Origin of the sequence: Mesorhizobium sp. CAU 1732, from assembly GCF_039888675.1 — a bacterium.
GTDB lineage: Bacteria > Pseudomonadota > Alphaproteobacteria > Rhizobiales > Rhizobiaceae > Aerobium.
Genome location: NZ_JBDQQR010000001.1, coordinates 2,614,362 through 2,638,552, shown reverse-complemented (window position 1 = coordinate 2,638,552; position 24,191 = coordinate 2,614,362). Strand labels below are relative to the sequence as shown.

The following is a 24,191-nucleotide window of genomic DNA, read 5'->3' as shown; positions in this document are numbered from 1 at the left end:
CCCCAAACCCGTGGCGGGCGGTTTAAACCGCGCCCGCCTCCAGGTAGACATGCTTGGTTTCGAGGAAGTCGTTGAGACCTTCCACGCCGTGGAGCCTGCCGAGACCCGACTGGCGATAGCCCCCGGTCTCGCCCTCCGCGAACAGCCGGCCATGGCAGTTGAGCCAGACCGTGCCTGCACGGATCGCGCGCGATATCCGCGTCGCCCGGTTCAGGTCGCGCGTGAAGACACTTGCGGCGAGGCCGTAGCGTGTGGCGTTGGCCTTGGCGACAGCCTCCTGCTCGTCCTCGAACGTCTCGATGGAGACGATGGGGCCGAACAATTCTTCCTGAACCAGCGAAGACCTTATGTCGTCGATCCTGAAAAGCGTCGGCGTCAGGAACGAACCGGCGGCGAGCGCGCCACCCGGCGCACCGCCCTTGAGGATCAGTTCACCCTCGTCGGCGGCCTGCTCGATCAGCCCTGCCACGCGTGCCTGGCTGGGGCGATCGATTAGCGACCCCATCTGGCTCGCCGGGTCGGCACCCGGCCCCGTCTGGACTGCCTCGAATGCCGCCTTGATCCGTGCCGTGAATTCTTTCTCGAGCGGCTTGGCCACCAGAAAGCGCGTCGCCGCCACACAGATCTGGCCCGCCATCATCAGCGACGCACCGGTGAGTTCACGGACGGCCTGATCGAGATCGGCATCGTCGAAGATCACCGCCGGCGCCTTGCCGCCGAGTTCCAGCGACAGCCGCTTCAACGTCGGTGCGGCGCCCGCCATGATGCGCTTGCCTGTCGCGCTGGAGCCGGTAAACGAGATGACATCGACGTCATCGGAGGCAACCAGCGCCTCGCCCACCTCGATGCCGTTTTCATTGACCGAATTGACGACACCCTTCGGCAATGACGGGCATTCGTGGATGCAGCGCATGACGAGGGCGTGGATCAGCGGCGTCTGTGGCGCCGGCTTGATGACGACGGTACAGCCTGCCGCCAGCGCTGGTCCGAGCGAACGCACCAAAAGCGTGACCGGCGCGTTCCACGGCACGATGATCGCCGTCACGCCGGCAGCCTCGCGGTTCATCATCGAGAAATTGCCGGGCGCGGTCTCCAGCGTGCGGCCAAGCACGGTCCGCGCGAGGCCGGCGTAATAGCGCGTTTCGGAAATCGCGCCGATCATCTCGCCGACGGCTTCCCGCTTCAGCTTCCCATTCTCAGCGACGATCAGGTCGGCGAGTTCGTCCTTCGCCGCCTCCAGCCGGTCGGCAAGTTCGTAGAGCGCGGCGGCACGCTGGCGCGGCGAGGAGGACCAGCCCGTCCGGTCGAATGCCTCGCGGGCAACCGCGACGGCCTGGTCGGCAAGGCCCCCACTGCCCGGCCGGTAGGAGCCGAGAATGGAACCATTGGCGGGGTTGAGGCTGTCGGCGGCCGGTTCGCCACCGATCCACTCTGCGCCGATGTAGTTCAGTGCTTCAGGATATGTCAGGCTCATTGTCAACGCCTCACTGCTTCAGGCCGAGCAGCTTCGTGGCGTTGCCATTGTAGATCTTCGCCCGCACCTCCTCGGAAACGTCGAGGGAATCGAGGATTTTGATCGTCTCGCGGATGTACATCGGCCCGCCTTCTGGATCGAAGGGCGCGTCCGAGGCAAAAAGAATGCGATCCTCGCCGAAGAACTCCATGGCGTGCTCGATCGCCTTGCGGGAGCCGAAGGAGGCGGTGTCGGCGTAGAATTCCTTGAAATAGTCGAGATGCGGCCGCTTGAGCGCGGTGCGCACCGCAGCGAGGTCGCGGTCCGTCGTGCGCTTGCCCATCTGGTCCCAGCCCGGACCGACGCGCCCCTCGAAGAACGGCACCATGCCGCCTGCGTGGTGGGTCACGACCTTGAGGCCCGGATATTTGTCGAACAACCGCGAGAAGACCATGCGCGCCATGGCCACCGACGTCTCGTAGGGCCAGCCGAACGTCCACCAGATCTCGTATTCGGACCGCGCCTCGTTCTTGTAATCCGAGAAATTCTCGCCGCGGGCGGGATGCAGGAACACCGGCTTGCCGGTGCTGGCCATGAATTCGAAGAACGCCTCATACTGGGGCAGATCGACCGGATCGCCGGCAATGTTCGTGAAAATCTGCATGCCCACCGCGCCGAGGTCCTCGATGGCACGCCGGCATTCCTCGATCAACGCGTCGGGATTGTTCATCGGCGCCGTGCCGATGAAGCCGGGAAAGCGCTCCGGGTATTTCTGAACCAGTTCGGCCATCGCGTCGGACCCGATCTGCGACAGTTCGAGCGCCTTTTCGGCACCCGCCAGCTTCTCGAGGGGCGGCGATGCCAGCGACAGCACCTGCTGGTAGTCCCCGCCGAACATGTCCATCACCTCGAAGCGGCGGTCGAGTTCGGTCATCATCGGCACTGCGCCCGAGCGCATGGCGATGTCGGTCATCGCCCCGATATGGTCGATCAGCGCGTCGAAGAAAGGCTTCGGCCAGATGTGATTGAACGCGTCGATCTTTTTCATTGGGGTTCCTCCATGACTGCACCAGATGAGACGCCAAAATGCGCACCCCATCCAATGAAGTCAATGATAATCTCATAACTTGAGATTGCAGGATTACTCTTTGTGCCTGCTGCGGGACATTTCCTCGGTAATATCCGCTGCGACCTGCCGCACATTCCGACTGATTTCGTCGATGACCGTGCCGTCGACCAGATTTCCGGCTATCGTCGTGCAGACGCTGGCGACAGGGCTTTGCCCGGTGTCGAAAATGGGTGCTGCGATGCCCACGACACCGGGCGTCACCTCTCCGTACGCCACTGCGCAGCCGGCCTTCCGTACCCGGCGCAGGCTCTCCACAACGTCCTCAAGCGTGTCTCCAAGCCCGACCGAGCGAAACTCCGCCATGCTTGCCTCGACCAGCGGAACCATCCGCCGTTTGGGCAGGAAGGCGACGATGGAGCGCGCAATGGCGCCGCGCGCCAGCGGCATGGGCCGACCGCGCGGGTAGCTGGATATGGGGTTTTTGGTAGACGAGACCGAATCGACGCAAAGGATGCGGTTGCCGTACCAGCGAACCAGAAGCGCCGTGCAGGAATATTTCTTGGTGAGATTTTCGAGATGCATGTGCCCGATCTTGATGACCGGGTCCGACTGGCGCATCAGGTAGTCCATCTCGACGACCTTGGGTCCCAGCGTGAACCCCGCATTGGGCATCGAGACCAGCAGCCCCGCTTCTTTGAGCGTCTTGAGATACCTGTAGAGGGTGGGCCGACTATAGCCCAACTCCTCCATAAGTTCCTCGGGCGTCCATTCGAGCCGTTCCTCGGTAAAGACCTGCAGAACCGAGAGAACACGCTCGAGACTATTGCCCGCCTTTTCGCTCAAACCAAGGCCTCCTTGCCCCTTTGCTTTATCTGCCGGGCCTTGCGCACTTCCATGACGAACAACACCATGCCACCCAGCACTCCGATGATATCGGTATAGCCGGCACCATGGAATGCCTCCGCCGGGACCAGCGCCAACAATCCGAAGACGATGAAAAGCGCCCGCGAAAGACGCGACAACCGGGTGAAAAGGTAGCCGGCGAGACCCGCCGAAACCATCCACACGCCGACCACCGCCGTCACCAGCGCCTGCGCGATGCTCGCCGGTTCGCCGATCAGGATCAGCGTCGGGGAGAATACGAACAGGAACGGGATGATGAAGGCGGACCAGCCGAATTTCACCGAAGCCATCGCGGTCGCCATCGGCGGGGCCTTGGCGATGCTGGCTGCCGCAAAGGCGGCGATCGCGATCGGCGGCGTGATCATCGACATCATCCCGAAATAGAGGATGTAGAGATGGGCGGCGATCGGATTGAAGCCGACTTCCACCAGCGCCGGGGCGACGAGTGCGGCGAGCAGCACGTAGACGCCCAATGTCGGCAGGCCCATGCCGAGCACGATGCAAACCGCAGCCGACAGCACCAGCAGTACGAGCGGGTTGCCGCCGCCGAGTTGCACCAAAGCATAGGTCAGGTTGAAGGACAGACCGGTGACGTTGAGAACTCCGATGACGATACCGGAAGCGGCCGAGATCAGGATGATTTCGACGACCGACTTTCCCGTTTCCGGGAATGCGTCGAACAGCGCCCTCAACTTTGGCCGCACCGCCTCGTAGCCGAAGATCGCCGAGGTGATCACGACGCACAGGCAGGCGACCAGTGCTGCCCGCTCCGGCTGCCAGCCCAGCGTGAACAACGCATAGATCAGCACCACGAAGGCGAGGCCGAAATGCCAGCCGCTGAGCACGCTCCTGCGGTCGGGGATCTCCGACTTCGCCAGCGGCGCGATACCGAGACGGGCGGCATCGAGGTCGGTCTGGATGAAGAGCGCGGCATAATAAAGCAGCGACGGCACGAGCGCGGCCATCGCCACTTCCGCATAGGAAATCTGCAGGAATTCGGCCATCAGGAAGGCGGCCGCTCCCATCACCGGCGGCATCATCTGTCCTCCGGTCGAGGCCACGGCCTCGATCGCGCCCGCTTTGTGGGCGGGATAACCGTCGCGCTTGATCATCGGGATCGTGACCACGCCGGTGGCCACCACGTTGGCGACCGCCGAGCCGGAGACCGAGCCGAACAGGGCCGAGGCCACGACGGCGATCTTCATGGAGCCTCCACGAAAACGGCCCATGGCGAGAAGTGCGGCGTCGGTGAAGAATTTGGTGCCGCCGGTGGCCGCAAGCAGCGCGCCGAACAGGATGAAGGTCACGACGATCGTTGCCGCTACGACCATCGGAAGGCCGAGAATGCCGTTGCTGTCATAGGCCATGTAGCCGGCCAGCATCGTCCAGTCCTGCGCGCGTCCGGCAAATCGCCCGGGCAGATAGTTGCCGAACAGCCCGTAAAGCAGGAAGGCACCGATGATGAAGACCAGAGCCCAGCCCGTCGCACGACGCACGGCCTCGAGCAGCAGCACGATGATGATGGTACCGGGGATCCAGGCGCTTGCCGGCTTGGAAAAGATCAGGTTGACGACCTGCGGATAGCGCACGGCCATGTAGACCACGGCGCCGAATGAGAGAGCGGCGGCGAGGCAGTCATACCACGGCACCACGTGGCGCACCTCGCCACGCCGGGCCGGCAGCATCAGGAATGCGATCGGCATCGCCAGTGCCAGCATCATCGCCATATATTGCTGGGGATAGAAGGCTACCCCGGCCATGCGAGGCACGCCGACCGCCCACGCAATGGCAAGAAAGGTGAGGCAAAGCGCCAGAAACTCGATGAGCGGCCGCCCAACGGCAGCGGAAAGCCCGAAACCGGGCTTTCTTTCATATACCGACACCATGGACCTCTACTCGCTCAGGAGACCGGCTTCCCGGTAAAAGCGCAACGCACCGGGATGGAACTCGGAAACCCCCGTATCGCCAGCCATTTCGGCTGGGTCGAAAGCATTGAACGGCGGGAAGGTCTGCGTCATCAATTCCTTGCTCTCGTGAATGACCTTGGTGAGTTGGTAGACGACCTCGTCGTCGACGCCGGCATGGGTGAAGATCACCTGCGGGTAGGCGAAGAAGTTCGCCGTCTCCTCGACGCCCGGCGAATTGGGACCGGGCGACATCTGCGAGAAAAAGGCCACCGGCCAGAACTTGCGCGCCAGTTCCAGGTTCTCCGGCGTGTTCTCGATCGGCAGCGCGCGCAGCCCGCCGACCGAGGCGTCCGCCTCGCGAACCTTGCCGGCACCGTGAGCGAAGATGAAGCCGACCGCGTCGCCGGCGATGAAGGCATCAGCACCGGCCACCACGCTCGGCACCTGCACCGGCTGCATGTCGGCCCGCGTCATGCCGACGGTCGCATACATCGCGTCGAGCTGCGGCAGGATGGTGTTCTGGGCGGTATAGCCGTCCACCATCGGACGGCCGCGCAGATCCGCGATCGAACGGATGTCGGAATCGGCGCGCACGAAGATCGCCTCGACCAGCGGCATGACGAGGGCGACGATCCGCAGGTCGGGATTGACCGACCCCTCGAACCATTCCTTGCCCTCCAGCGCATAGTTGACTTCCTGGAGGTTGGCCGCGCCGAACTCGATGCCACCAGACGCGACATAGGGAATATACTGGTTCGGGCTCGTCGCAGGCTGAATGGTGGCGTTGAGACCGGCCTGGTTGGCGGCGTTGGCGACGGCTGTGCCGATGTTGTGGAAGATCGAGCCGGGATTGGACGTGGCGATACCGACAGTCTGGGCCGACGCCGCGCTGCTCAGCGCAAATCCTGCCGCGAGCATAACGGATGCAAATATGGCTTTCATGGATTCTCCTCCGGTAGAATGTTGCTGAATCGCCCGCTCCCTTGGCGACTAAAATCCCATAAAGAGAGATTATTGCATCAATATGCACTTGCAATTGCGGTCATTACAAGGGCAATTTCGTGCTGTCGTGCATGGAATTGCCGGCGCTGAAGACACGGCGCTTGTCCTGCGCTGCTTTGGGAGGCCAAACGGAGTGGCCGATCGCCGCAAAATTCCAGCAAAATGAGATTATGGAGGAGTTCTATCCGATGGTGAAGCAGGATGCCGGCGATCCCGGCGAATGGACGCGCGAAGGCCTGACCGGGGCCGAGACATTGCTTCTGGGGCTCAAGCGCGCCGGGATCGACTACATCTTCGCCAATGCCGGCACCGACTTCCCGCCGATCATCGAGGCGTTCGTCGCGCTCGACGCCGACAGCGTGCCGGAGCCGGTGACGGTCCCGCACGAAACGGCCGGCGTGGCCATGGCTCATGGTTATTACCTTATGACCGGCGCGCCGCAGGCGGTGATGGTCCACGTCAATGTCGGGCTCGCCAATTCGGCGATGGGCGTCATCAACGCGGCGAGCGACAACATCCCCCTGCTGATGATGTCGGGGCGGACACCGATCACGGAAAGCGGGCGGCTCGGTTCCCGGATGACGCCCATCCAGTACGGTCAGGAGATGTACGACCAGAGTTCGCTGGTCAGCGACGTCGCCAAGTTCAGCTATGAGATGCGTTATCCCGAGCAGGGCGACATGCTGGCCGTACGGGCGACCAGCCTCGCCATGAGCGAGCCGCGCGGACCGGTCTATGTCGCCCTGCCGCGTGAGCCGCTGATGGAGAAGGTGGCGGCGAAGGCGGCACGGCCGGCGGCGCATCAGGTGCCCGCATCCGCACCCCATCCCGATCCCGAGGCGACGGCGCTGGCTGCGGCATGGCTTGCCGCGGCCAAGAAGCCGCTGATCCTCTGCCAGCGCGGCGATCCCGAAGGCCGGCTTGCCGAAGCCTTGGCGGCGCTCGCAAGCACCCATGGCATTCCGGTCATAGAGCCCTTCCCGATCCGCAATCTGATGCCTTCGGACCATCCGATGTTCCTTGGACACGACGTCAAAGGTCCCCTCTCGGAGGCGGATGTCGTCCTCGTCGTCGACAGCGGAGTGCCGTGGATGGAGGCGGTGCATCGACCGGCTGACGGGACGAAGATCGTCCATATCGGTACCGATCCGAACTTCCAGCGCATGCCCGTCCGTGGCTATCAGGCGGACCTCGCGATCACGAGCGACCCGGCGGCCGGCATTGCATCGATCGCGCGTGCGATGGGCGAACCGGGTCCGGCCGTAGCGGAACGGCGCGCCGACGCCGGGCGCCGCAGCGCGCAAAGGCTCGCGGCGGCGGAAGAACTCGCCCAACAGGGGCGCACCGGCCCGATGAGCGCGGAGTGGCTCAGCAAGTGCATCTCCGACATCATGGACGAGCGCGCGGTGGTCTTCGGCGAGCTCGGTGTCGTGCCGGGCGCCATGCGGGTGAGCGGGGCCAACCGCGTCTTCATAAACCCCCATTCGGGTGGCTTGGGCTGGGCGATGCCCGCGGCGCTCGGCGCGCAACTCGCCGACCGCGAACGGCTCGTCATCGCCTGCATCGGCGATGGATCCTACATGTTCGCCAATCCCATCGCCTGCCACCAGATTGCCGAGGCACTGGATCTGCCCATCCTGACGATCGTCAAGAACAACGGCATATGGAACGCTGTGCGTCGCTCGGTGGTCAACAGCTACCCGGACGGCGCTGCGGCGAAGGCCAACGCGATGCCGCTCGTCTCGCTCGAGCCCGCGCCGGACTATTGCATGGTCGCCGCCGCCAGCCGCGCCCATGTGGAGCGGGTCGAGCATGGCGACGATCTGCCCGCGGCGCTCGAGCGGGCGCTGTCGGTGATACGCAACGAACGCCGGCAGGCTTTCCTGGAAGTGCGTGTGGCTTTGTCCGACAGCCACTGAACGAGCGCCATGACCATCGACCCCGCCCAGTTCCTGCTCGTTTTCATCTGTCTTGCGCTGGGCGGGGTTCTCAAGGGCGCGACCGGAGCCGGCGCGCCCATCCTGGCCGTTCCGGCGCTGGCCGCCGTCTTCGACGTCAAGCTGGCGGTCGTCATCATGATGATGCCGAACCTGCTGACGAACCTGTGGCAGGGCTGGCAACATCGCACGCACCGCCTCACCGGACATCTGGGCTGGATATTCGCAGCGGCAGGCGCGGCGGGGGCACTGGCGGGGACCTTCATGCTCGCCTGGCTGCCGCACGAGACGCTGTCGATCATCGTCGCGCTCGCCGTTCTCGGCTACGTGATGATACGCCTCTCCCGGCCGGGCTGGACCCTGAGCCGCCGGGCCGGCTCGCGTCTGGCGGCACCCGCGGGTCTCGTCGCCGGCATACTTCAGGGGTCATCGGGCATATCGGCGCCCGTCTCGATCACCTTCCTCAATGCCATGCGCCTCGAGCGACACGCATACATCTTCACCATCTCCACCTTCTTCGTGGCGATGACAGTGGTCCAGATTCCGGCGCTTGGTTATGTCGGCATATTGTCCCTGCCCCTGATAACCCTCAGCCTTGCAGCCGTCGTTCCCATCCTTGCCTTCATGCCCGTCGGCGCGGCGCTGGCACGGCGGCTTTCTCCCGCAGCATTCGACCGGGCCATCCTGCTGCTCCTCGTCGGACTGGCGCTGAAACTGGTCTACGAAGCGGTCCCGTTTGCCTCCGGTTAATGCGTCGAGACACTCCCGCGGCACCGGTTTCAAGGCTTGACACACGAATTTGGCAGCGCTGCCATATAAGCCTTGCCAGCCCCCAATCGATGGGTTACCGATTCAGGCAGCGCTGCCATTCCGGCTTGGCGGCGACCCGAAACTGTCTCTGGGAGGAGATCGCATGGGTTGTAACTGTCCGGGCTTGAATGCACGGCTGACGCGCCTTCGCGGACGCGATCGGTCGTGCTCGTGACGGGCGTTGGCCGCGCCATCGGGCAGGATTTCGCCGGTGCGGATCGGCAGGCGACTGTTACTGCACGCTGTAGCGACATAATTGAAAAGACTGCGGCAGTGTCGAGCGAAGGCGGGTGGGCCGTCATGGCGTTCAAGGCGCAGTCGCCTTCCAGGCGCTTCATCGACAACAGCTCGATCTTGGCCAACACGGCGCGGCCCAACTCCGCGCCCCGTGCCACCAATCACGACATCGCTGGCCTGCCGTTCACCGGGAAGGGATGAGACGCGGATTTCCTGCCTATTGGGCGGATTGAGGAGGAGACAACATGGCGTCAGTCGAGATCGACGACGTACGCAAGACATTCGGGACACACCCTGTCATCAAGGGCGTGAGCGTCGATATCGAGGACGGCGAATTCGTCATCCTGGTCGGTCCGTCGGGCTGTGGAAAGTCCACCCTTCTGCGGATGCTGGCCGGGCTGGAGCACATCAGCGGCGGCCAGATCCGCATCGGTGGCCGGGTCGTGAACGACCTTCCGCCGAAAGACCGCGACATCGCGATGGTGTTCCAGAACTACGCGCTCTATCCGCACATGACGGTCGCGGAAAACATGGCCTTCTCGCTGATGCTCAACGGCGCCTCGAAAGCCGAGATCGAGAAACAGGTAAAACCGGCGGCCGAAATCCTCGGCCTTTCGAACCTGCTGGAGCGATACCCGCGGCAGCTTTCCGGCGGTCAGCGCCAGCGCGTGGCGATGGGCCGCGCGATCGTCCGTGACCCGCAGGTCTTCCTGTTCGACGAGCCGCTGTCCAATCTGGACGCCAAGCTGCGCGTCTCGATGCGCACCGAGATCAAGAACCTGCACCAGCGCCTCACCACGACCACGGTCTACGTCACGCACGACCAGATCGAGGCGATGACCATGGCCGACAAGATCGTCGTCATGAATGACGGCCTCGTCGAACAGATCGGCGCGCCGCTCGACCTTTATGACGAGCCGGCAAACCTGTTCGTCGCTGGCTTCATCGGCTCACCTGCGATGAACATGCTCAACGGCAAGCTCGACGACGCCGACCCCTCCCGCTTTGTCACCGGCGACGGCATCGTTCTGCCTGCGCCCCCCGGCATCGCGTCGGCGCGCGGGCGCGAGCTCGTCTACGGCATCCGGCCGGAAGGCGTCACGCTCGGCGGTTCGACCGAGCTCAAGGTCCTGGTCATCGAGCCGACGGGCTCGGAGAGCCAGGTCGTCGCCGCGCTCGGCCAGACGCAGGTGACCTGTGTCTTCCGCGAGCGGGTGCTGTTGAAGCCCGGCGAGATTCTCAACGTGTCGATCGATCCGAAGGCGGCGCATCTGTTCGACGCCGTTACGGGCAAGCGGTTGACTGACTGATCGGCCGTAAGGGCCGTGCCGGTGAAGGCGCCGCAAGATGCCTGCCGGGTGGAGGAATGGCAAAGCGGGCCCCTGCCCGTTCTGCCTTGTTCAACGGAGGAGATGACATGTCGATCAATCGCAGACAGATACTTGCAGGCACTGCAGGCGTTGCCGCCACGGCGGCCTTCGGCAATCTCGCAATGCCCCGCCGGGCCTTCGCGCAGAATGGAGTGCCGACATTCACGCCGGAGGAAGGCGCGAGCCTGAGGCTCCTGCGCTGGGTTCCGTTCGTCAAGGCGGAGGAGGAAGCCTGGAACGCGAACACCCGCGCCTTCACCGAGGCGACGGGCGTCGAAGTCCGCATCGACCAGGAAAGCTGGGAGGACGTGCGCCCCAAGGCAGCCGTCGCGGCCAATATCGGTTCGGGACCGGACATGGTGATGGGCTGGTTCGACGACGCGCATCAATATCCCGACAAGCTGGCCGATCTCACCGACCTCGGCACCTCGCTGGGCGAGGCCCATGGCGGCTGGTATCCAGGCATCGAGGGCTATGCCAGGCGCGGTGACGCCTTCATCGCCCTGCCGCTCTGCGCGATCGGTAACGCCATCTGCTACCGCCAGAGCCATATGGAAGCGGCTGGCTTCACGGAGTTTCCGAACGACACCGACGGCTTCCTCGAACTCTGCAAGGCCATGCAGGCCAAGGGCACGCCCGCTGGCTTCCCGCACGGCAAGGCGGTCGGCGACGGCAACAACTACGCGCACTGGCTTTTGTGGAGCCATGGCGGAAAGATGGTCGACGAGCAGGGTGTTGTCGCTATCAACTCGCCTGAAACGCTCGCCGCGATCCAATACGCGCAGGAACTCTACAAGACCTTCATCCCCGGCACCGAAAGCTGGCAGGACATCAACAACAACCGTGCCTTCCTTGCCGGCCAGGTGTCGCTGATCGCCAACGGCGTTTCGGTCTACTATGCGGCGAGGAACGATCCGGCGATGCAGGAGATCGCCGACGACATGCGGACCAGCAACATGCCGATCGGCCCGGTCGGCGAGTCGGTCGAGTTGCACCAGACTTCGACTATTTCGGTCTTCAACCACTGCCGTTATCCGGAGGCGGCGAAGGCCTACCTCGCCTTCATGTACCAGTCGGACAACATGAATGCCTGGATCGAAGGCGCCAGCGCCTATTGCTGCCAGCCGCTGAAGGAATACGAGGCGAACCCCGTCTGGACATCGAACCCGATCCACGAGCCCTATTCGAAGGCATCGGCGAGCCTGCGGCCCAACGGCTATGCCGGCCCGCTCGGCTACGCCTCCGCCGGCGTCATGGCAGACTACGTGCTGGTCGACATGTTCGCCGAAGCCGTCACCGGACAGCGCTCGCCTGAAGAGGCGATCCAGAACGCGGAGCGTCGCGCCAACCGCTACTACCGCGTCTGACACGGGATGCCGCCTTCGGGCGGCATCCTCACCGCCGCGCGCCCTCCCCTTGGTGGGGCGCGTGGTACGGTCTTTCGAGAACCAGACTCTGAGGAAAAGGGCTCCGCATGAGCGTTGTACGAGCAGACGAGAAGGACACGCCGCGCGCCCGGACGTTCCTGGAGCGCCTGTCGCAGAGCCGCAACGGGCTCGGCATCCTGTTCATGCTGCCGGCGGCCGTCTTCCTGCTCTGCTTCCTGACCTATCCGCTCGGGCTCGGCATCTGGCTCGGCTTCACCGACACGCAGATCGGCCGGTCGGGCACCTTCATCGGGCTGGAGAACTACCAGTGGCTCTGGGACGATTCCGTCTTCTGGATGTCGGTGTTCAACACGCTGCTCTACACATCCGTCGCCTCGGTGCTGAAATTCGTGCTCGGCCTGTGGCTTGCACTCATCCTGAACGAGCACATGCCGTTCAAGAACCTGTTCCGGGCGATCATCCTCCTGCCCTGGGTGGTGCCGACCGTGCTGTCGGCGCTCGCCTTCTGGTGGATTTTCGATTCCCAGTTCTCGATCATCTCGTGGGTGCTGATGCAATGGGGCGTCATCGACCGGCCGATCAACTTCCTCGGTGATCCCAACAATGCCCGCGCTGCGGTCATCGCCGCCAATGTCTGGCGCGGCATCCCCTTCGTCGCGATCTCGCTGCTGGCCGGCCTGCAGACCATCCCGCAATCGCTCTACGAGGCGGCCGCGCTCGATGGCGCAACAGGCTGGCAGCGGTTCCGGCGCATCACGCTGCCGCTGCTGACGCCGATCATCGCCGTGGTGATGACCTTCTCGGTGCTGTTCACCTTCACAGATTTCCAGCTCATCTACGTGCTGACGCGCGGCGGGCCGGTGAATGCCACGCATCTGATGGCGACGCTCTCCTTCCAGCGCGCCATTCCCGGCGGCCAGCTTGGCGAGGGTGCGGCGATCGCTGTCGCGATGATCCCCTTCCTGCTCGCAGCGATCCTGTTTTCCTTCTTCGGATTGCAGAGACGCCGCTGGCAGCAGGGCGGGGCGGATTGAGGAGCATGCGATGAGCCAGCCACCCGCCACCACGCCCCCGCAGGACGACATCGTCGGCATGCAGCAGTTCAACACGCTGCCGCGCAGGATCGTCGTCATCTACCTGCCGCTCGCGATCTTCCTCTTCGTGCTGCTGTTTCCGTTCTACTGGATGGCGATCACGGCGGTGAAGCCGAACCACCAGCTCACCAACTACTCGACCTACAGCCCGTTCTGGGTGGTGCAGCCGACGCTCGACCACATCCGCTTCCTGCTGTTCGAGACCTCCTATCCGGGCTGGTTGTGGAATACGATGATCGTGTCCGTCTTCTCGACGATCATTTCTCTGGCGGCGTCCGTCCTGGCCGCCTACGCCATCGAGCGCATCCGGTTCACCGGCGCGCGGGTCACCGGGCTGATGATCTTCCTCGCCTATCTGGTGCCACCGTCGATCCTGTTCATCCCGCTCGCCTTCATGGTGTTCCAGTTCGGCATCTTCGATTCCCGACTGGCGCTGATCTTCAGCTATCCCACCTTCCTGATCCCGTTCTGCACCTGGCTCCTGATGGGCTATTTCCGCTCGATCCCGTTCGAGCTGGAGGAAAGCGCGCTGGTCGACGGCGCGACACGCTGGCAAATCCTGACCAAGATCATCCTGCCGCTGGCCGTTCCGGGGCTGATCTCGGCCGGCATCTTCGCCTTCACCCTGTCGTGGAACGAGTTCATCTACGCGCTGACCTTCATCTCCTCCTCGGAGAACAAGACCGTGCCGGTGGGCGTGCTGACGGAACTGGTGCGCGGCGACGTCTACGAATGGGGTGCGCTGATGTCCGGCGCGCTGATCGGCTCGCTGCCGGTCGTCATCCTCTATTCGTTCTTCGTCGACTACTACGTCTCGTCGATGACCGGCGCCGTGAAGGAGTAACGGGCGTTTCCGCTCCGGTGACCGCGTTAAAGCGCCTCGCTATCTTTCGGATTCGCCCGCCACCAGCGCCATTCGACGGGACTTTACCGGACCAGGCTCATTCCGTATGATGTTTAGATCGATCTAAACGAAATTTGGCACCAGTCGAGCCGGGCGAAGATGAAACGGATTACGCTTCTGGACGTCGCGCAACATGCCGGGGTTTCGCGCGCCACGGCGTCGCTCGTCGTGCGCGGAAGTTCGCTGGTCAGCACCGCCACGCGCGCCAGCGTCGAAGCCTCGATGGTCGAACTCGGCTATGTCTACAATCTCGGCGCGGCCCGGATGCGGGCGTCCCGCAGCCGCACCGCCGGCGTCATCATCCCCAATCTCACCAACCCGTTCTTCGCCGTGCTCCTGGCCGGCATCGAAAGCGTGCTGGAGACTGCGGGACTGGCGGTCATCCTCGCCAATTCAAACGAGAGCGCGCCCAAACAGGACGGCTTCGTCAACCGGATGCGCGAGCACGGCGTGGACGGGCTGATCGTCTGTCCCGCCGAGGGAACGGAGCAGCGCTTCGTCGAAGACGCCCACAGATGGGACATCCCGATGGTGCAGACGCTGCGCATGGTTCCCGGAACCTCGGGCGATTATGCCGGCATGGATCCCGAAGGCGGAATGCGCGAAGCGATTCAATGCCTCGCCGATTTCGGCCATCGGCGGATCGGCTACATAGCCGCCGACACGGTGCACTCCGCACACACCGAGCGTCTCGCCAGCTTCCATACAGCCATGACGGAGAACGGGCTCGAACCGCTCTTCGTCAGGGAACTCCAGTCGACCCATCACGCCGCCCGCATGGCAGCGCCCGACATCATGAACCGCCCAAAACGGCCCACTGCGCTGGTTTGCCACAACGACGTGCTCGGACTGGGCCTGCATCGCGGTCTCTCCGATCTCGGCGTGATGCCCGGCCGCGACGTTTCCCTGGTGGGCTTCGACAACGTCGCCGAGGCCGATCTGGTCAGGCCGGGCCTCGCTTCCGTCGCCACGGAACCCTTCAAGGTCGGGGAGACCGCAGCACGGCTTCTCCTGCGCCGGATCGAAGAGCCGGAAGCGGAGATCGCACGCACGGCCGTGCCCACTTATTTCGTTCAACGCGGCTCCTGCGGGCCACTGCGCTCGGCTGCGATGGCCGTTTCGGCTTGACCCGAGGCGCATAGTTGGATTTAGATCGATCTAAACGGCACCAGCGCGCGCAATAGGGAGGTTCGCCTTGGGCTATCAGTTCAAATTTGCGCCGGTCTTCAGCAATTTCGACCAATTGCTGACCGGCGCGCTGACCACCATCCAGCTTTCCTTCGGCGCGATGCTGCTGGGCACGATCGTCGCGGTCGCCTGCGCCATCGCCAAGACCGCGGGGCCGAAGCCGCTGCGCTTCCTCGTCGACTGCTATGTCGAGGCGATCCGCAACACGCCCTTTCTCATCCAGATCTTCTTCATCTTCTTCGCCCTGCCCTCGCTTGGCATCAGGTTGTCGCCCAATGTCGCCGCACTGACAGCGCTGACCGTCAATGTCGGCGCCTATGCCACCGAGATCATCCGCGCCGGCATCGAATCCATCAGCCGGGGGCAGGTCGAGGCGGGCACCGCACTCGGCCTCAAGCGCATGCAGGTCTTCCGCTACATCATCATGAAGCCGGCGCTGCGCACCATCTATCCGGCCCTGACCAGCCAGTTCATCTACCTGATGCTGACGTCGAGCGTGGTGTCGGTCATCTCCGCCACCGATTTGGCGGCCGCCGGCAACAACATCCAGTCGCAGACCTTCGCCGCCTTCGAGGTCTATCTCGTCATCACAGTCATGTATCTGATCCTGTCGCTGGGCTTCTCGGCCCTCTTCGCGGCGATCCAGCGATATGCCTTCAACTATCCGCTGGCGCGCTAGGAGGATGACATGATCAGGGCTTTCGGAATCAACGAATTCTGGTTCATCGTCATGGCGGTGCAATGGACCGTGGCCTTGTCGGCGGTCGCGTTCGCGGGCGGCGTCGTGGGCGGGCTGGCGGTCGCGCTTGCCAGGGTGTCTTCCATCCCGCCGCTGCGCTATGCGGCGCTCGGCTTCATCCGGCTGTTCCAGGGCACGCCGCTGCTGATGCAGCTCTTCCTCGTCTTCTTCGGGCTCAACATCTTCGGGCTGGGCATCAATCCGTGGCTGGCGGCCGCGATTGCGCTGACGCTGCATGCCAGCGCCTTCCTGGGCGAGATCTGGCGCGGCTGCATAGAGGCTGTGCCGAAAGGCCAGGCCGAAGCCTCCTGGGCGCTGGGATTGCGCTATTACGACCGCATGAAGTCCATCATCCTGCCGCAGGCCGCCCGCATCGCGGTCGCGCCGACGGTCGGCTTTCTCGTCCAGCTCATCAAGGGCACCTCGCTCGCCTCGATCATCGGCTTTGTGGAGCTGACGCGCGCGGGCCAGATCATCAACAACGCGACCTTCGACCCGTTCACGGTGTTCGGGCTGGTCGCCGCACTCTACTTCATCCTGTGCTGGCCGCTGTCGATCGTCGCGCGCCGCATGGAAAACCGCTTCGCCGTGGCGACACGGCGTTGAGACAGCCAACGGCTTCATAAGGCCGAACATTTCAAACAGGGAAGGAACCAGCACATGAACATCTTCGGAAAGATTGCCGGACTGGCGCTCGGCGCAGCGCTCGCGGCAGGCGTGGCGCTCTCGGGCGCGGCAGCGCAGACGGTCGAGGAGATCAAATCGCGCGGCACGATCAACATCGGCATGCTGGTCGATTTCCCGCCTTTCGGCATCATCAACGAGCAGGGCCAGCCGGACGGCTATGATGCCGACGTCGCGAAGCTTCTCGCCGAGGACATGGGCGTCGCGGTCAATATCGTGCCGGTCACCGGTCCGAACCGCATCCCCTATTTGCTCTCCGGCCAGGTCGATATCCTCGTCGCCTCGCTCGGCATCACGCCCGAGCGCGCCGAGCAGGTCGACTTCTCGGACGGCTATGCCGGCATCGAAATCTTCGTCTTCGGCGACGCGAACACCGAGGTGACCGAAGCCGCCGACCTCTCCGGCAAGAGCGTCGGCGTCGCCCGCGCCTCCACGCAGGACACCGCCATCACCGAGATCGCGCCGCAGGACGCCAACATCCAGCGCTTCGACGACGATGCCTCGGCCGTGCAGGCACTGCTGTCGGGTCAGGTGCCGCTGATGGGCGCGTCGAACGTGGTGATCGCGCAGATCAATTCGGTCGCGCCCGACCGGTTCGACACCAAGTTCTCGCTGCGCCGCCAGAGTCAGGGCATCGCCACGCGGCCCGGACAGACCGAGCTGATGGAGCACATCAACGCGTTCGTCGCGAAGGCGAAGGAGAGCGGCCAGCTCAACGAGCTGCACGAAAAGTGGGTCGGCGGTCCGCTGCCCGAGTTCCTCGTTTCCGAATAACGGATCGCAAGAAGGAGTGCGGGTATGTCCGTGACGAACACCAAGAGCGCAGACATGCCCGCCGTCAGGATGGAGGGTGTGGACAAGTGGTACAACACGTTCCACGCTCTCAAGAACATCGACCTCGAGGTCGCACGCGGCGAGAAGATCGTCGTGTGCGGCCCTTCGGGGTCGGGCAAGTCGACGCTGATCCGCTGCGTCAACCAGCTCGAGGCGGTCGGGAAGGGCAGGATCTTCGTCGACGGCATCGAACTGACCGCCGGCCCGAAGAACGTCGAGCAGGTGCGCCGCGACGTGGGCATGGTGTTTCAGCAGTTCAACCTGTTCCCGCACATGACGGTGCTGGAGAACTGCACGCTCGCGCCGATGAAGGTGCGTGGCGTCTCCAGGGCTGAAGCCGAGGAGACGGCCAGGAAGTTCCTCGCCCGGGTGCGCATCCCCGAGCAGGCCGAAAAATATCCGGCCCAGCTTTCCGGCGGCCAGCAGCAGCGCGTGGCGATCGCCCGCGCGCTGTGCATGAACCCCAAGATCATGCTGTTCGACGAGCCGACCTCCGCGCTCGATCCGGAGATGGTCAAGGAAGTGCTCGACACGATGATCGACCTCGCGACGGAAGGCATGACGATGATCGTCGTCACCCATGAGATGGGCTTTGCGCGCAAGGTCGCCGACCGCGTCATCTTCATGGATCAGGGCGAGATCGTCGAGATTGCCGGCCCGGAGGAATTCTTCTCCAATCCGAAGCACGAACGAACCCGCACGTTTCTCGGCCAGATCTCAACCGAATAGCGTGTGGGGATCAAATACGGTTGAAGAAGCCCTGAAGGCGATCCATCGCCTCGTCGAGGCGGGCTTCGGATTGCGAGCCGAAACATACGCGCAAATAGCCCTCCCCGCCCGGGCCATAGAACGAACCTGCCTCGACCGAGACGTTTGCCGTTTCCAGGATGCGCGCGGCTAGCTCGACCGAAGGCAGCCCCGTCGCCCTGACATCGGCAAATGCGTAAATCGTTCCTTCCGGCAGCGCACAGGTCACGCCGGGCATCTGGTTCAGGCGCTGGACGACTAGGTCGCGTTTTCGCCTGTCGGCGGCCACCAGATCCCGAAGCACGGTTCCAGGCCCGGTGACAGCGGCAAGCGCTCCATACTGGATGAAGGTGTTGACGTGGGTCACGTCGTTCATCGTGATCTTCGTCAATGCGGGGAGCAGCGAGGCGTCGGCCGCAATGTAGCCGAGCCGCCACCCGTCCATGGAAAACGACTTCGTAAAAGCGAACATGGAAATCGTTCGCTCCTTCATGCCCGGCAATGACGCGATGCTGACGTGACGGTGTCCGTCATAGACGATTTCCTCGTAGACCTCGTCGGACACCACCAGCAGGTCATGTTCAATCGCGAGATCCGCAAGCGCCTGAAGTTCATCGCGCCCATAGACGCGCCCGGTCGGATTGACCGGATTTACGAGCACGATCATCTTCGTTCGCGCGGTGATCCTGGGCCGGATCAGGTCGGCCGAGATCGAAAAACCGTTCTCGCTATCGAGCGGCGCTGTAACGACCTTCGCGCCGGCGAGTTCGATCTTCCCGACATGCTGCGGGTAGAACGGCTCAAGAAGAATGACCTCGTCACCCGGGTCCAGAAAGGCAAGAAACGCCGCGAAGGACGCATGCGTCAGACCGTTCGTGACCAGGATTTCCGAAGCGTCGACAGACACGTCGTTCGCTTTTCGAACCTTGTCCGCCAAAGCGGCGCGCAGCACAGGCAGTCCCTGCATGTCGCTGTAGTGGACCTCGCCGGCCAGCAGCGCATCGATGGTCGCCTGCTTGATATGATGCGGCGTATCCGCATAGGGGCGGCCAAGTTCCAGCCGGATGACATCATGACCAGCCGCGTGACGCAGCGCGGCCTTTTCGTACATCCCGAAACTTTTCACTGCCGTCTCGGTGACGCGGCGCGACGCGCGTATCATGCTTGACCCCCTTCATGCGTTGGTTCGCATCACACACCCATGCGCTTCCCCGTGACGAGAAACAGTAAGGCACCGCAAAACGACCGGCGGCGATGTCGACCGACTCCACCCTATGAGCATTTGATCAAACAATCAACCGCAGCAAGCCGCTCTCGTTCTCCGGCTCACGAAGACAACCGGCCTTGCTCAGTCGGCAGGGCAAAGCGTGCGCAGAAGTTCGCGCGTCGCATCGATATCGGCGACGATATGCGCGCGTAATGCATCAGCATCCCGCGCCCTGATCGCCAGGATCATGTCGCGGTGATGCTCGGTATACTCGGCCTTGTTTCCGCCATGGGTCTTGAGGTGCTTGCTGAGCATACGCAGATATGGCCCGAAGCGCAGCCAAAGTGCCTCGATCAATTGCAGCATCGTTTCGGATCCGGACGCGCCGTAGATCAGGAAATGGAACTCCTGGTTCTTCTGCAACATCGTCTCGATCTGCTCTTCGGCTCCTGCCGCCGCATGGTCGGCAAGATTGTGCTCGAGCGTGCGAAGCAATGGCGGGTCGATCTTGTCGATCGCGCGCGCCGCGGCGTGCCCCTCCACCACGCAGCGCGCATCGCACAGATCGTCGAGCATCGCGCGATTGACGAACGGAACGATCGAAGAACCCGACGGCGTCGTCTGAAGCGCCTTTTCCGCCGCCAGACGCCGCAACGCCTCACGCACCGGCATATGGCTCGTGCCAAACAGGTCCGCGAGATAGGAAATGGTCAGCGTTTGTCCGGGGTCGAACCGCCCGGCCATCAGGGCGTAGCTCAACCGCTGATAGACGACCTCCTGAATCGTCTGGCGCGGAGCCCGCGGCTCTATGCGAAGGCTGTCGAAGCCCTGAACATTCCCGATCTTCATACCAGACCTCTACCGCCCCTTTGCAAGCTGCGCCGACCCGCACCTTATTTTCTGATGCCTGTATCATCAATCCGATCACGCCGCCGGATATCAGGTTCCCTTTGCGCACCCGTCTTGCGGCGCACTCCGCATGGCCGCCAGCATCCTGACCTACCCCCTGATTGATCTTATCCGAGTTCTATGATCAAGTGATCGTAATGCATTCATTTGCATTTTTCGAGTGGGTGAACAGGTTGGAAAAGAGCGAGAAACGCTCTTCCGAAAAATTCTGCGGCAGCAGATTCCGATCGCTGCATAAGGGGGTTCAGACATGTCATTCAGACGTTCGATTGCTGCTGCGGCGTTGATCGCCACCTTTTCGGTGGCGTCCCATGCGTTCGCCGAAACCATGACCGTGGGCGCCTATCCGTCCAACCCGCCGTGGGAGTTCAAGACGGAAACCGGCGCTTTCGAGGGGTTTGAGGTCGATGTCGCGCGCGGGGTTGCCGAACGCCTGGGCATGGACGTCGAATTGCAAGACATGGGATTCCAGGCTTTGTTCGCGGCGACCAGTTCAGGGCGGATCGACTTTGCCGTCTCTTCGATCTCCATCACCAATGAACGCCTGCAAAATCAGTCTTTCACACAGCCCTACTACGACAGCGACGGCACGGTTGTCGGCCGGGAGGAATCCGATATCGACAGCCTCGACATGCTCGATGGCAAGGTCATCGGCGTCGTTGCGGGGACGACTGGCGAAGCATGGGCCAATGCGAACAGGGACGAACTGGGCATCGCCGAAATCCGCAGCTACAACGCCCAGCAGGACCTTCTTCTCGACGTGCGAAACGGTCGTGTTGATGGCGGCGCCGGAGAGATAGCGGGCTTCCAATACGCGATGACGCAGATGCCTGGTCTCAAGATCCTCGTGCGAATTCCGACCGGCGAGCGTTTCGCGATGATGACGCGCAAGGATCATCCTTTGCTGGAACGGGCGAACGACGCCGTCTCGGCCATGAAGGAAGACGGCACCATGGCGCAGATTCACGAGAAATGGTTCGGCGTCGCACCCGAGGCGGGCACCAGCACGGTGACGACGATGCCCGTTCCGCAGCCCGAGTAATCCTGGCTTACAGCGCCTGCCGGCCGTCTTCGGTCGTTCTCCTGCCTTGCGATCCTGCCGAATGGAACTCGTCGATACATTCTTCAACTGGGACGTCCTCGTCCGCGCCTTCCCCATGCTTTTGCGCGGGGTCTGGAACACGATCCTGCTCGGCAGCGCCAGCATCGTCTTTGGCGGCGTCGCCGGCATTCTCATCTGTCTGGCGCGCCTTTATGCGCCCAGACCCGTCAGACTGCTGGCGATCGTCTATATCGACGTGCTGCGCGCGATGCCGATCCTCGTCCTTCTGATCCTCATCTACTATGCCCTCCCTTTCGTAGGCATCCGGTTCTCGTCCTTCACCTCGGCCACGCTGGCGCTCTCGATGGTGCTCGCGGCCTTCACGGCCGAGGTTTGCAGGGCGGGCATCGAAAGCATCCCCAAAGGCCAGTTCGAGGCGTCGGCGGCGCTGGGCCTGCCGTTCTGGAGCGCGATGCGAAAGGTGATCCTTCCCCAAGCTCTGCAGGTCGTCATTCCGCCACTGACCAGCAATTGCGTGTCGATCTACAAGGATACCGCCCTCGCCTCGGTCGTTGCCATGCCCGATCTCCTAAAGCAGGCGACCGACGCCCAGGCCCTGATGGCAAATCCCACGCCTTTGATCGGTGCCGCCCTGATCTACCTCGCTTTCCTCTGGCCGCTCGTGCGGCTGGTCAACCATCTCGAAGAACGCGGCAAGGCCGCCATGATCACGCGCTAGGACGCACCAGCAGGCATGACCCGATCAGACGTACAAACCGGCTATTTTCTTTATCATTCGATCGGTCAGTACCCCGGCAAGTCGGAGGATATGGCGCGGGCTTTTTCGGCGTTCAGCGAGAGCTGGGGGCGTTTTGACGACGGGCAATGGCCGGCCGCCCTTGCCTCACGCCAAGCCTTCATCGACCGTTGGACGCAACTGGTAAACGCTCCGGCCGGCACGCTGACTGCGGCCGAAAATGTAACGACCGCCCTCTACAGCCTGATCCGGTCGCTGCCGAAGCGGCATCTGGCGGGACGCAAGCTGCTAGTCGGCGCCGATTGTTTCCCCAGCCTGCATTTCCTGCTGGCGGGACTGGCCGAGCGTCACGATTTCGAACTTTGCACCGTGCCGGTCCGGCAGGGTGAACATTGGGTGCGTGACGAGGATTTCGTCGACCACTGGGGCCAGGATGTCGGCGTCGCGCTGCTCACATGGGTAACATCGACGACGTCGCATCGATGCGACCACGAGGCCCTACTTGCGCATGGCCGCTCGCGCGACACGCTCGTCGGCATCGACATCACGCAGGGCGCCGGCCTCTTTCCGTTCGACGTTCAGAACCCGCAGGTCGACTTCACGGTCTCGACCTCGCTCAAATGGCTCTGCGGCACTCCCGGAGCGGGCATTCTGCACGTCGACCAAGCCTTGCTCGAGACATGCAGTCCCGAACTTCGCGGCTGGTTCAGCCAGGAAAATCCCTTCTCATGGGATCTCGACGGTTTCTCCTACGCCCCTGACGCACGGCGTTTCGACCACGGCACGCCGTCGGTGGTTGCGTGCGTCGGATCTCTTGCAGCCCTGGAATGGCATGCGGCGCAGGACGCAACGGAACTGCTTGCCCACAATCGCGATCTGGCAGATCGCATCATCGCGCAGGCCGATATGCTGGGGCTCGAACTGGTGAGCCCGCGCGAGGAGAGCCAGCGCGGCGGAAGCGTCATGGTGCGGCTTCCCGAAACGCTCGACCCGACGATCCTGATCGACACGCTGAGAAACCAGCAGCTCTATGCCGACTGCCGGGGCCGTACGCTGCGCCTGTCTCCCGGCGTCGTCACTGGCCAGGAGTGCGTCGCGCGTCTTTTCGAGACCCTGGGAGCCGAGCTGAAGAAAGCCCGATAAGGGAAATACAAACGGGAACATCAAACTCGAAGAGGACAAAATGAGCTCATCCAAAATGCTTTCCGATCTGGCGCAGATGTTGCTGTCCGGACAGATAGAGGTCGTCGACCTGTCCGCGCCGCTGGGGCCGGACACGCCGCTGTTGAAGCTGCCGCCGGAGTTCGCCGTCGACACGCCGAAGATCGAGATCCACAAAATCTCGGCCTATGACGACAAGGGCCCGTTCTGGGCGTGGAACTGGCTGAAGCTGGGCGAGCATTCCGGCACGCATTTCGATGCGCCGCAGCACTGGATTACCGGCAAGGATCACGCGGATGGCGGCACCGACACCATCCCCGTCAGCAACTTCGTCGCCCCGGTCAACGTGATCGACTGCTCGAAGGAAGCGGCGGGCGACCCCGACTTCCTTCTGACGGCCGATGCCGTCAGGGCATGGGAAGGCGAGCACGGCGCCATCGGCAAGGGCGAATGGGTGGTCATGCGCACGGATTGGGACCGCCGCAACCATTCGCAAGACGAGTTCCTCAATGCGGACGAGGCCGGGCCGCACTCGCCGGGACCGACCGTTGATTGCATCGAATACATCCTCGAGCGCGGTGCGATCGGCTGGGGCACCCAGTGCATCGGCACCGACGCGGGCGCGGCAGGCGGCATGGAGCCTCCGTTCCCGGCTCACAACCTGATGCACAAGGCCAATCGGTACGGCCTTGCGAGCCTTTGCAATCTCGACAGATTGCCCGCCAAAGGCGCCATCCTGATCGTGGCACCGCTCAAGATCGTCGACGGCACGGGAAGTCCCGTTCGCGCTCTGGCGCTGACGCCCGCGTAACGAAACCCGGCCAGGGGCAGTCAGACCTCGCCCGCCGG

At 63.3% G+C, this 24,191-nt stretch carries 23 protein-coding genes; 16 read left to right on the top strand and 7 right to left on the bottom strand.

The genetic code is table 11. The features are described 5' to 3' along the window. Positions 1-22 precede the first annotated feature (22 nt). The 5 genes from AAFN55_RS12840 to AAFN55_RS12820 all read right to left on the bottom strand — a co-directional run bounded on the left by AAFN55_RS12840 (position 23) and on the right by AAFN55_RS12820 (position 6,274). Positions 23-1,474: an aldehyde dehydrogenase family protein gene (locus AAFN55_RS12840; protein WP_347799224.1), complete on the bottom strand. Its 1,452-nt coding sequence runs from the start codon at positions 1,472-1,474 to the stop codon at positions 23-25. A 10-nt stretch (positions 1,475-1,484) separates the two neighbouring features. Next, complete coding sequence (locus tag AAFN55_RS12835; RefSeq protein WP_347799223.1) at positions 1,485-2,501, bottom strand: amidohydrolase family protein; 1,017 nt, start codon at positions 2,499-2,501, stop codon at positions 1,485-1,487. 93 nt (positions 2,502-2,594) lie between these two features. Next, entirely contained in the window at positions 2,595-3,365 is a 771-nt protein-coding gene (locus AAFN55_RS12830; RefSeq protein WP_347799222.1) for an IclR family transcriptional regulator, read from the bottom strand. Further along, on the bottom strand, positions 3,362-5,311 hold the full coding sequence (locus AAFN55_RS12825; protein ID WP_347799221.1) for a TRAP transporter fused permease subunit: 1,950 nt from the start codon (positions 5,309-5,311) through the stop codon (positions 3,362-3,364). The genes AAFN55_RS12830 and AAFN55_RS12825 overlap by 4 nt, the downstream gene beginning before the upstream one ends. 6 nt (positions 5,312-5,317) lie before the next feature. After that, on the bottom strand, positions 5,318-6,274 hold the full coding sequence (locus tag AAFN55_RS12820; RefSeq protein ID WP_347799220.1) for a TAXI family TRAP transporter solute-binding subunit: 957 nt from the start codon (positions 6,272-6,274) through the stop codon (positions 5,318-5,320). A gap of 248 nt (positions 6,275-6,522) precedes the next feature. Between AAFN55_RS12820 and AAFN55_RS12815 the strand changes: the two genes are divergently transcribed. From AAFN55_RS12815 to AAFN55_RS12760, 12 genes are all read left to right on the top strand, one after another. Continuing rightward, on the top strand, positions 6,523-8,253 hold the full coding sequence (locus tag AAFN55_RS12815) for a thiamine pyrophosphate-requiring protein (protein ID WP_347799219.1): 1,731 nt from the start codon (positions 6,523-6,525) through the stop codon (positions 8,251-8,253). Positions 8,254-8,262: 9 nt separating this feature from the next. After that, positions 8,263-9,021 carry a sulfite exporter TauE/SafE family protein gene (locus AAFN55_RS12810; RefSeq protein WP_347799218.1) on the top strand — a complete coding sequence of 253 codons (759 nt, stop codon included), beginning with the start codon at positions 8,263-8,265 and terminating at the stop codon, positions 9,019-9,021. A 360-nt stretch (positions 9,022-9,381) separates the two neighbouring features. Beyond that, on the top strand, positions 9,382-9,519 hold the full coding sequence (locus AAFN55_RS12805) for a hypothetical protein (protein WP_347799217.1): 138 nt from the start codon (positions 9,382-9,384) through the stop codon (positions 9,517-9,519). 44 nt (positions 9,520-9,563) lie between these two features. Beyond that, complete coding sequence (ugpC, locus tag AAFN55_RS12800) at positions 9,564-10,628, top strand: sn-glycerol-3-phosphate ABC transporter ATP-binding protein UgpC (protein WP_347799216.1); 1,065 nt, start codon at positions 9,564-9,566, stop codon at positions 10,626-10,628. Positions 10,629-10,735: 107 nt separating this feature from the next. Next, entirely contained in the window at positions 10,736-12,055 is a 1,320-nt protein-coding gene (locus AAFN55_RS12795) for an extracellular solute-binding protein (protein ID WP_347799215.1), read from the top strand. 107 nt (positions 12,056-12,162) lie between these two features. Beyond that, complete coding sequence (locus AAFN55_RS12790) at positions 12,163-13,110, top strand: sugar ABC transporter permease (protein WP_347799214.1); 948 nt, start codon at positions 12,163-12,165, stop codon at positions 13,108-13,110. A 58-nt stretch (positions 13,111-13,168) separates the two neighbouring features. After that, on the top strand, positions 13,169-14,014 hold the full coding sequence (locus AAFN55_RS12785; protein WP_347800255.1) for a carbohydrate ABC transporter permease: 846 nt from the start codon (positions 13,169-13,171) through the stop codon (positions 14,012-14,014). A gap of 159 nt (positions 14,015-14,173) precedes the next feature. Next, entirely contained in the window at positions 14,174-15,202 is a 1,029-nt protein-coding gene (locus tag AAFN55_RS12780) for a LacI family DNA-binding transcriptional regulator (protein WP_347799213.1), read from the top strand. Positions 15,203-15,269: 67 nt separating this feature from the next. Then, on the top strand, positions 15,270-15,941 hold the full coding sequence (locus AAFN55_RS12775) for an amino acid ABC transporter permease (RefSeq protein ID WP_347799212.1): 672 nt from the start codon (positions 15,270-15,272) through the stop codon (positions 15,939-15,941). 9 nt (positions 15,942-15,950) lie between these two features. Further along, positions 15,951-16,607 (top strand): amino acid ABC transporter permease, encoded by a 657-nt coding sequence (locus tag AAFN55_RS12770; RefSeq protein WP_347799211.1) that lies wholly within the window; start codon positions 15,951-15,953, stop codon positions 16,605-16,607. A 54-nt stretch (positions 16,608-16,661) separates the two neighbouring features. Beyond that, positions 16,662-17,459, top strand: coding sequence for a transporter substrate-binding domain-containing protein (locus AAFN55_RS12765; protein ID WP_347799210.1), 798 nt, complete (start codon positions 16,662-16,664; stop codon positions 17,457-17,459). Positions 17,460-17,483: 24 nt separating this feature from the next. Beyond that, on the top strand, positions 17,484-18,248 hold the full coding sequence (locus AAFN55_RS12760) for an amino acid ABC transporter ATP-binding protein (RefSeq protein WP_347799209.1): 765 nt from the start codon (positions 17,484-17,486) through the stop codon (positions 18,246-18,248). 10 nt (positions 18,249-18,258) lie between these two features. On the opposite strand, the gene AAFN55_RS12755 is transcribed toward AAFN55_RS12760, so the two are convergent. Further along, on the bottom strand, positions 18,259-19,428 hold the full coding sequence (locus tag AAFN55_RS12755) for a pyridoxal phosphate-dependent aminotransferase (RefSeq protein WP_347799208.1): 1,170 nt from the start codon (positions 19,426-19,428) through the stop codon (positions 18,259-18,261). Between the two features lie 186 nt (positions 19,429-19,614). After that, the gene (locus AAFN55_RS12750) at positions 19,615-20,322 is read right to left on the bottom strand and encodes a GntR family transcriptional regulator (protein WP_347799207.1); all 708 of its coding nucleotides are present in this window, start codon (positions 20,320-20,322) and stop codon (positions 19,615-19,617) included. A gap of 310 nt (positions 20,323-20,632) precedes the next feature. On the opposite strand from AAFN55_RS12750, the gene AAFN55_RS12745 reads away from it, so the two are divergent. The 4 genes from AAFN55_RS12745 (at position 20,633) to AAFN55_RS12730 (ending at position 24,153) form a co-directional block, all read left to right on the top strand. Further along, a complete protein-coding gene (locus AAFN55_RS12745) occupies positions 20,633-21,424 on the top strand; it encodes an ABC transporter substrate-binding protein (RefSeq protein WP_347799206.1) in 792 nt (263 codons plus the stop codon). Positions 21,425-21,485: 61 nt separating this feature from the next. After that, positions 21,486-22,163 (top strand): amino acid ABC transporter permease, encoded by a 678-nt coding sequence (locus tag AAFN55_RS12740; protein ID WP_347799205.1) that lies wholly within the window; start codon positions 21,486-21,488, stop codon positions 22,161-22,163. Positions 22,164-22,178: 15 nt separating this feature from the next. After that, positions 22,179-23,324, top strand: a complete 1,146-nt coding sequence (locus AAFN55_RS12735) for an aminotransferase class V-fold PLP-dependent enzyme (RefSeq protein ID WP_347799204.1) — start codon at positions 22,179-22,181, stop codon at positions 23,322-23,324. 40 nt (positions 23,325-23,364) lie between these two features. Beyond that, positions 23,365-24,153 (top strand): cyclase family protein, encoded by a 789-nt coding sequence (locus tag AAFN55_RS12730; RefSeq protein WP_347799203.1) that lies wholly within the window; start codon positions 23,365-23,367, stop codon positions 24,151-24,153. Positions 24,154-24,191: the final 38 nt, after the last annotated feature.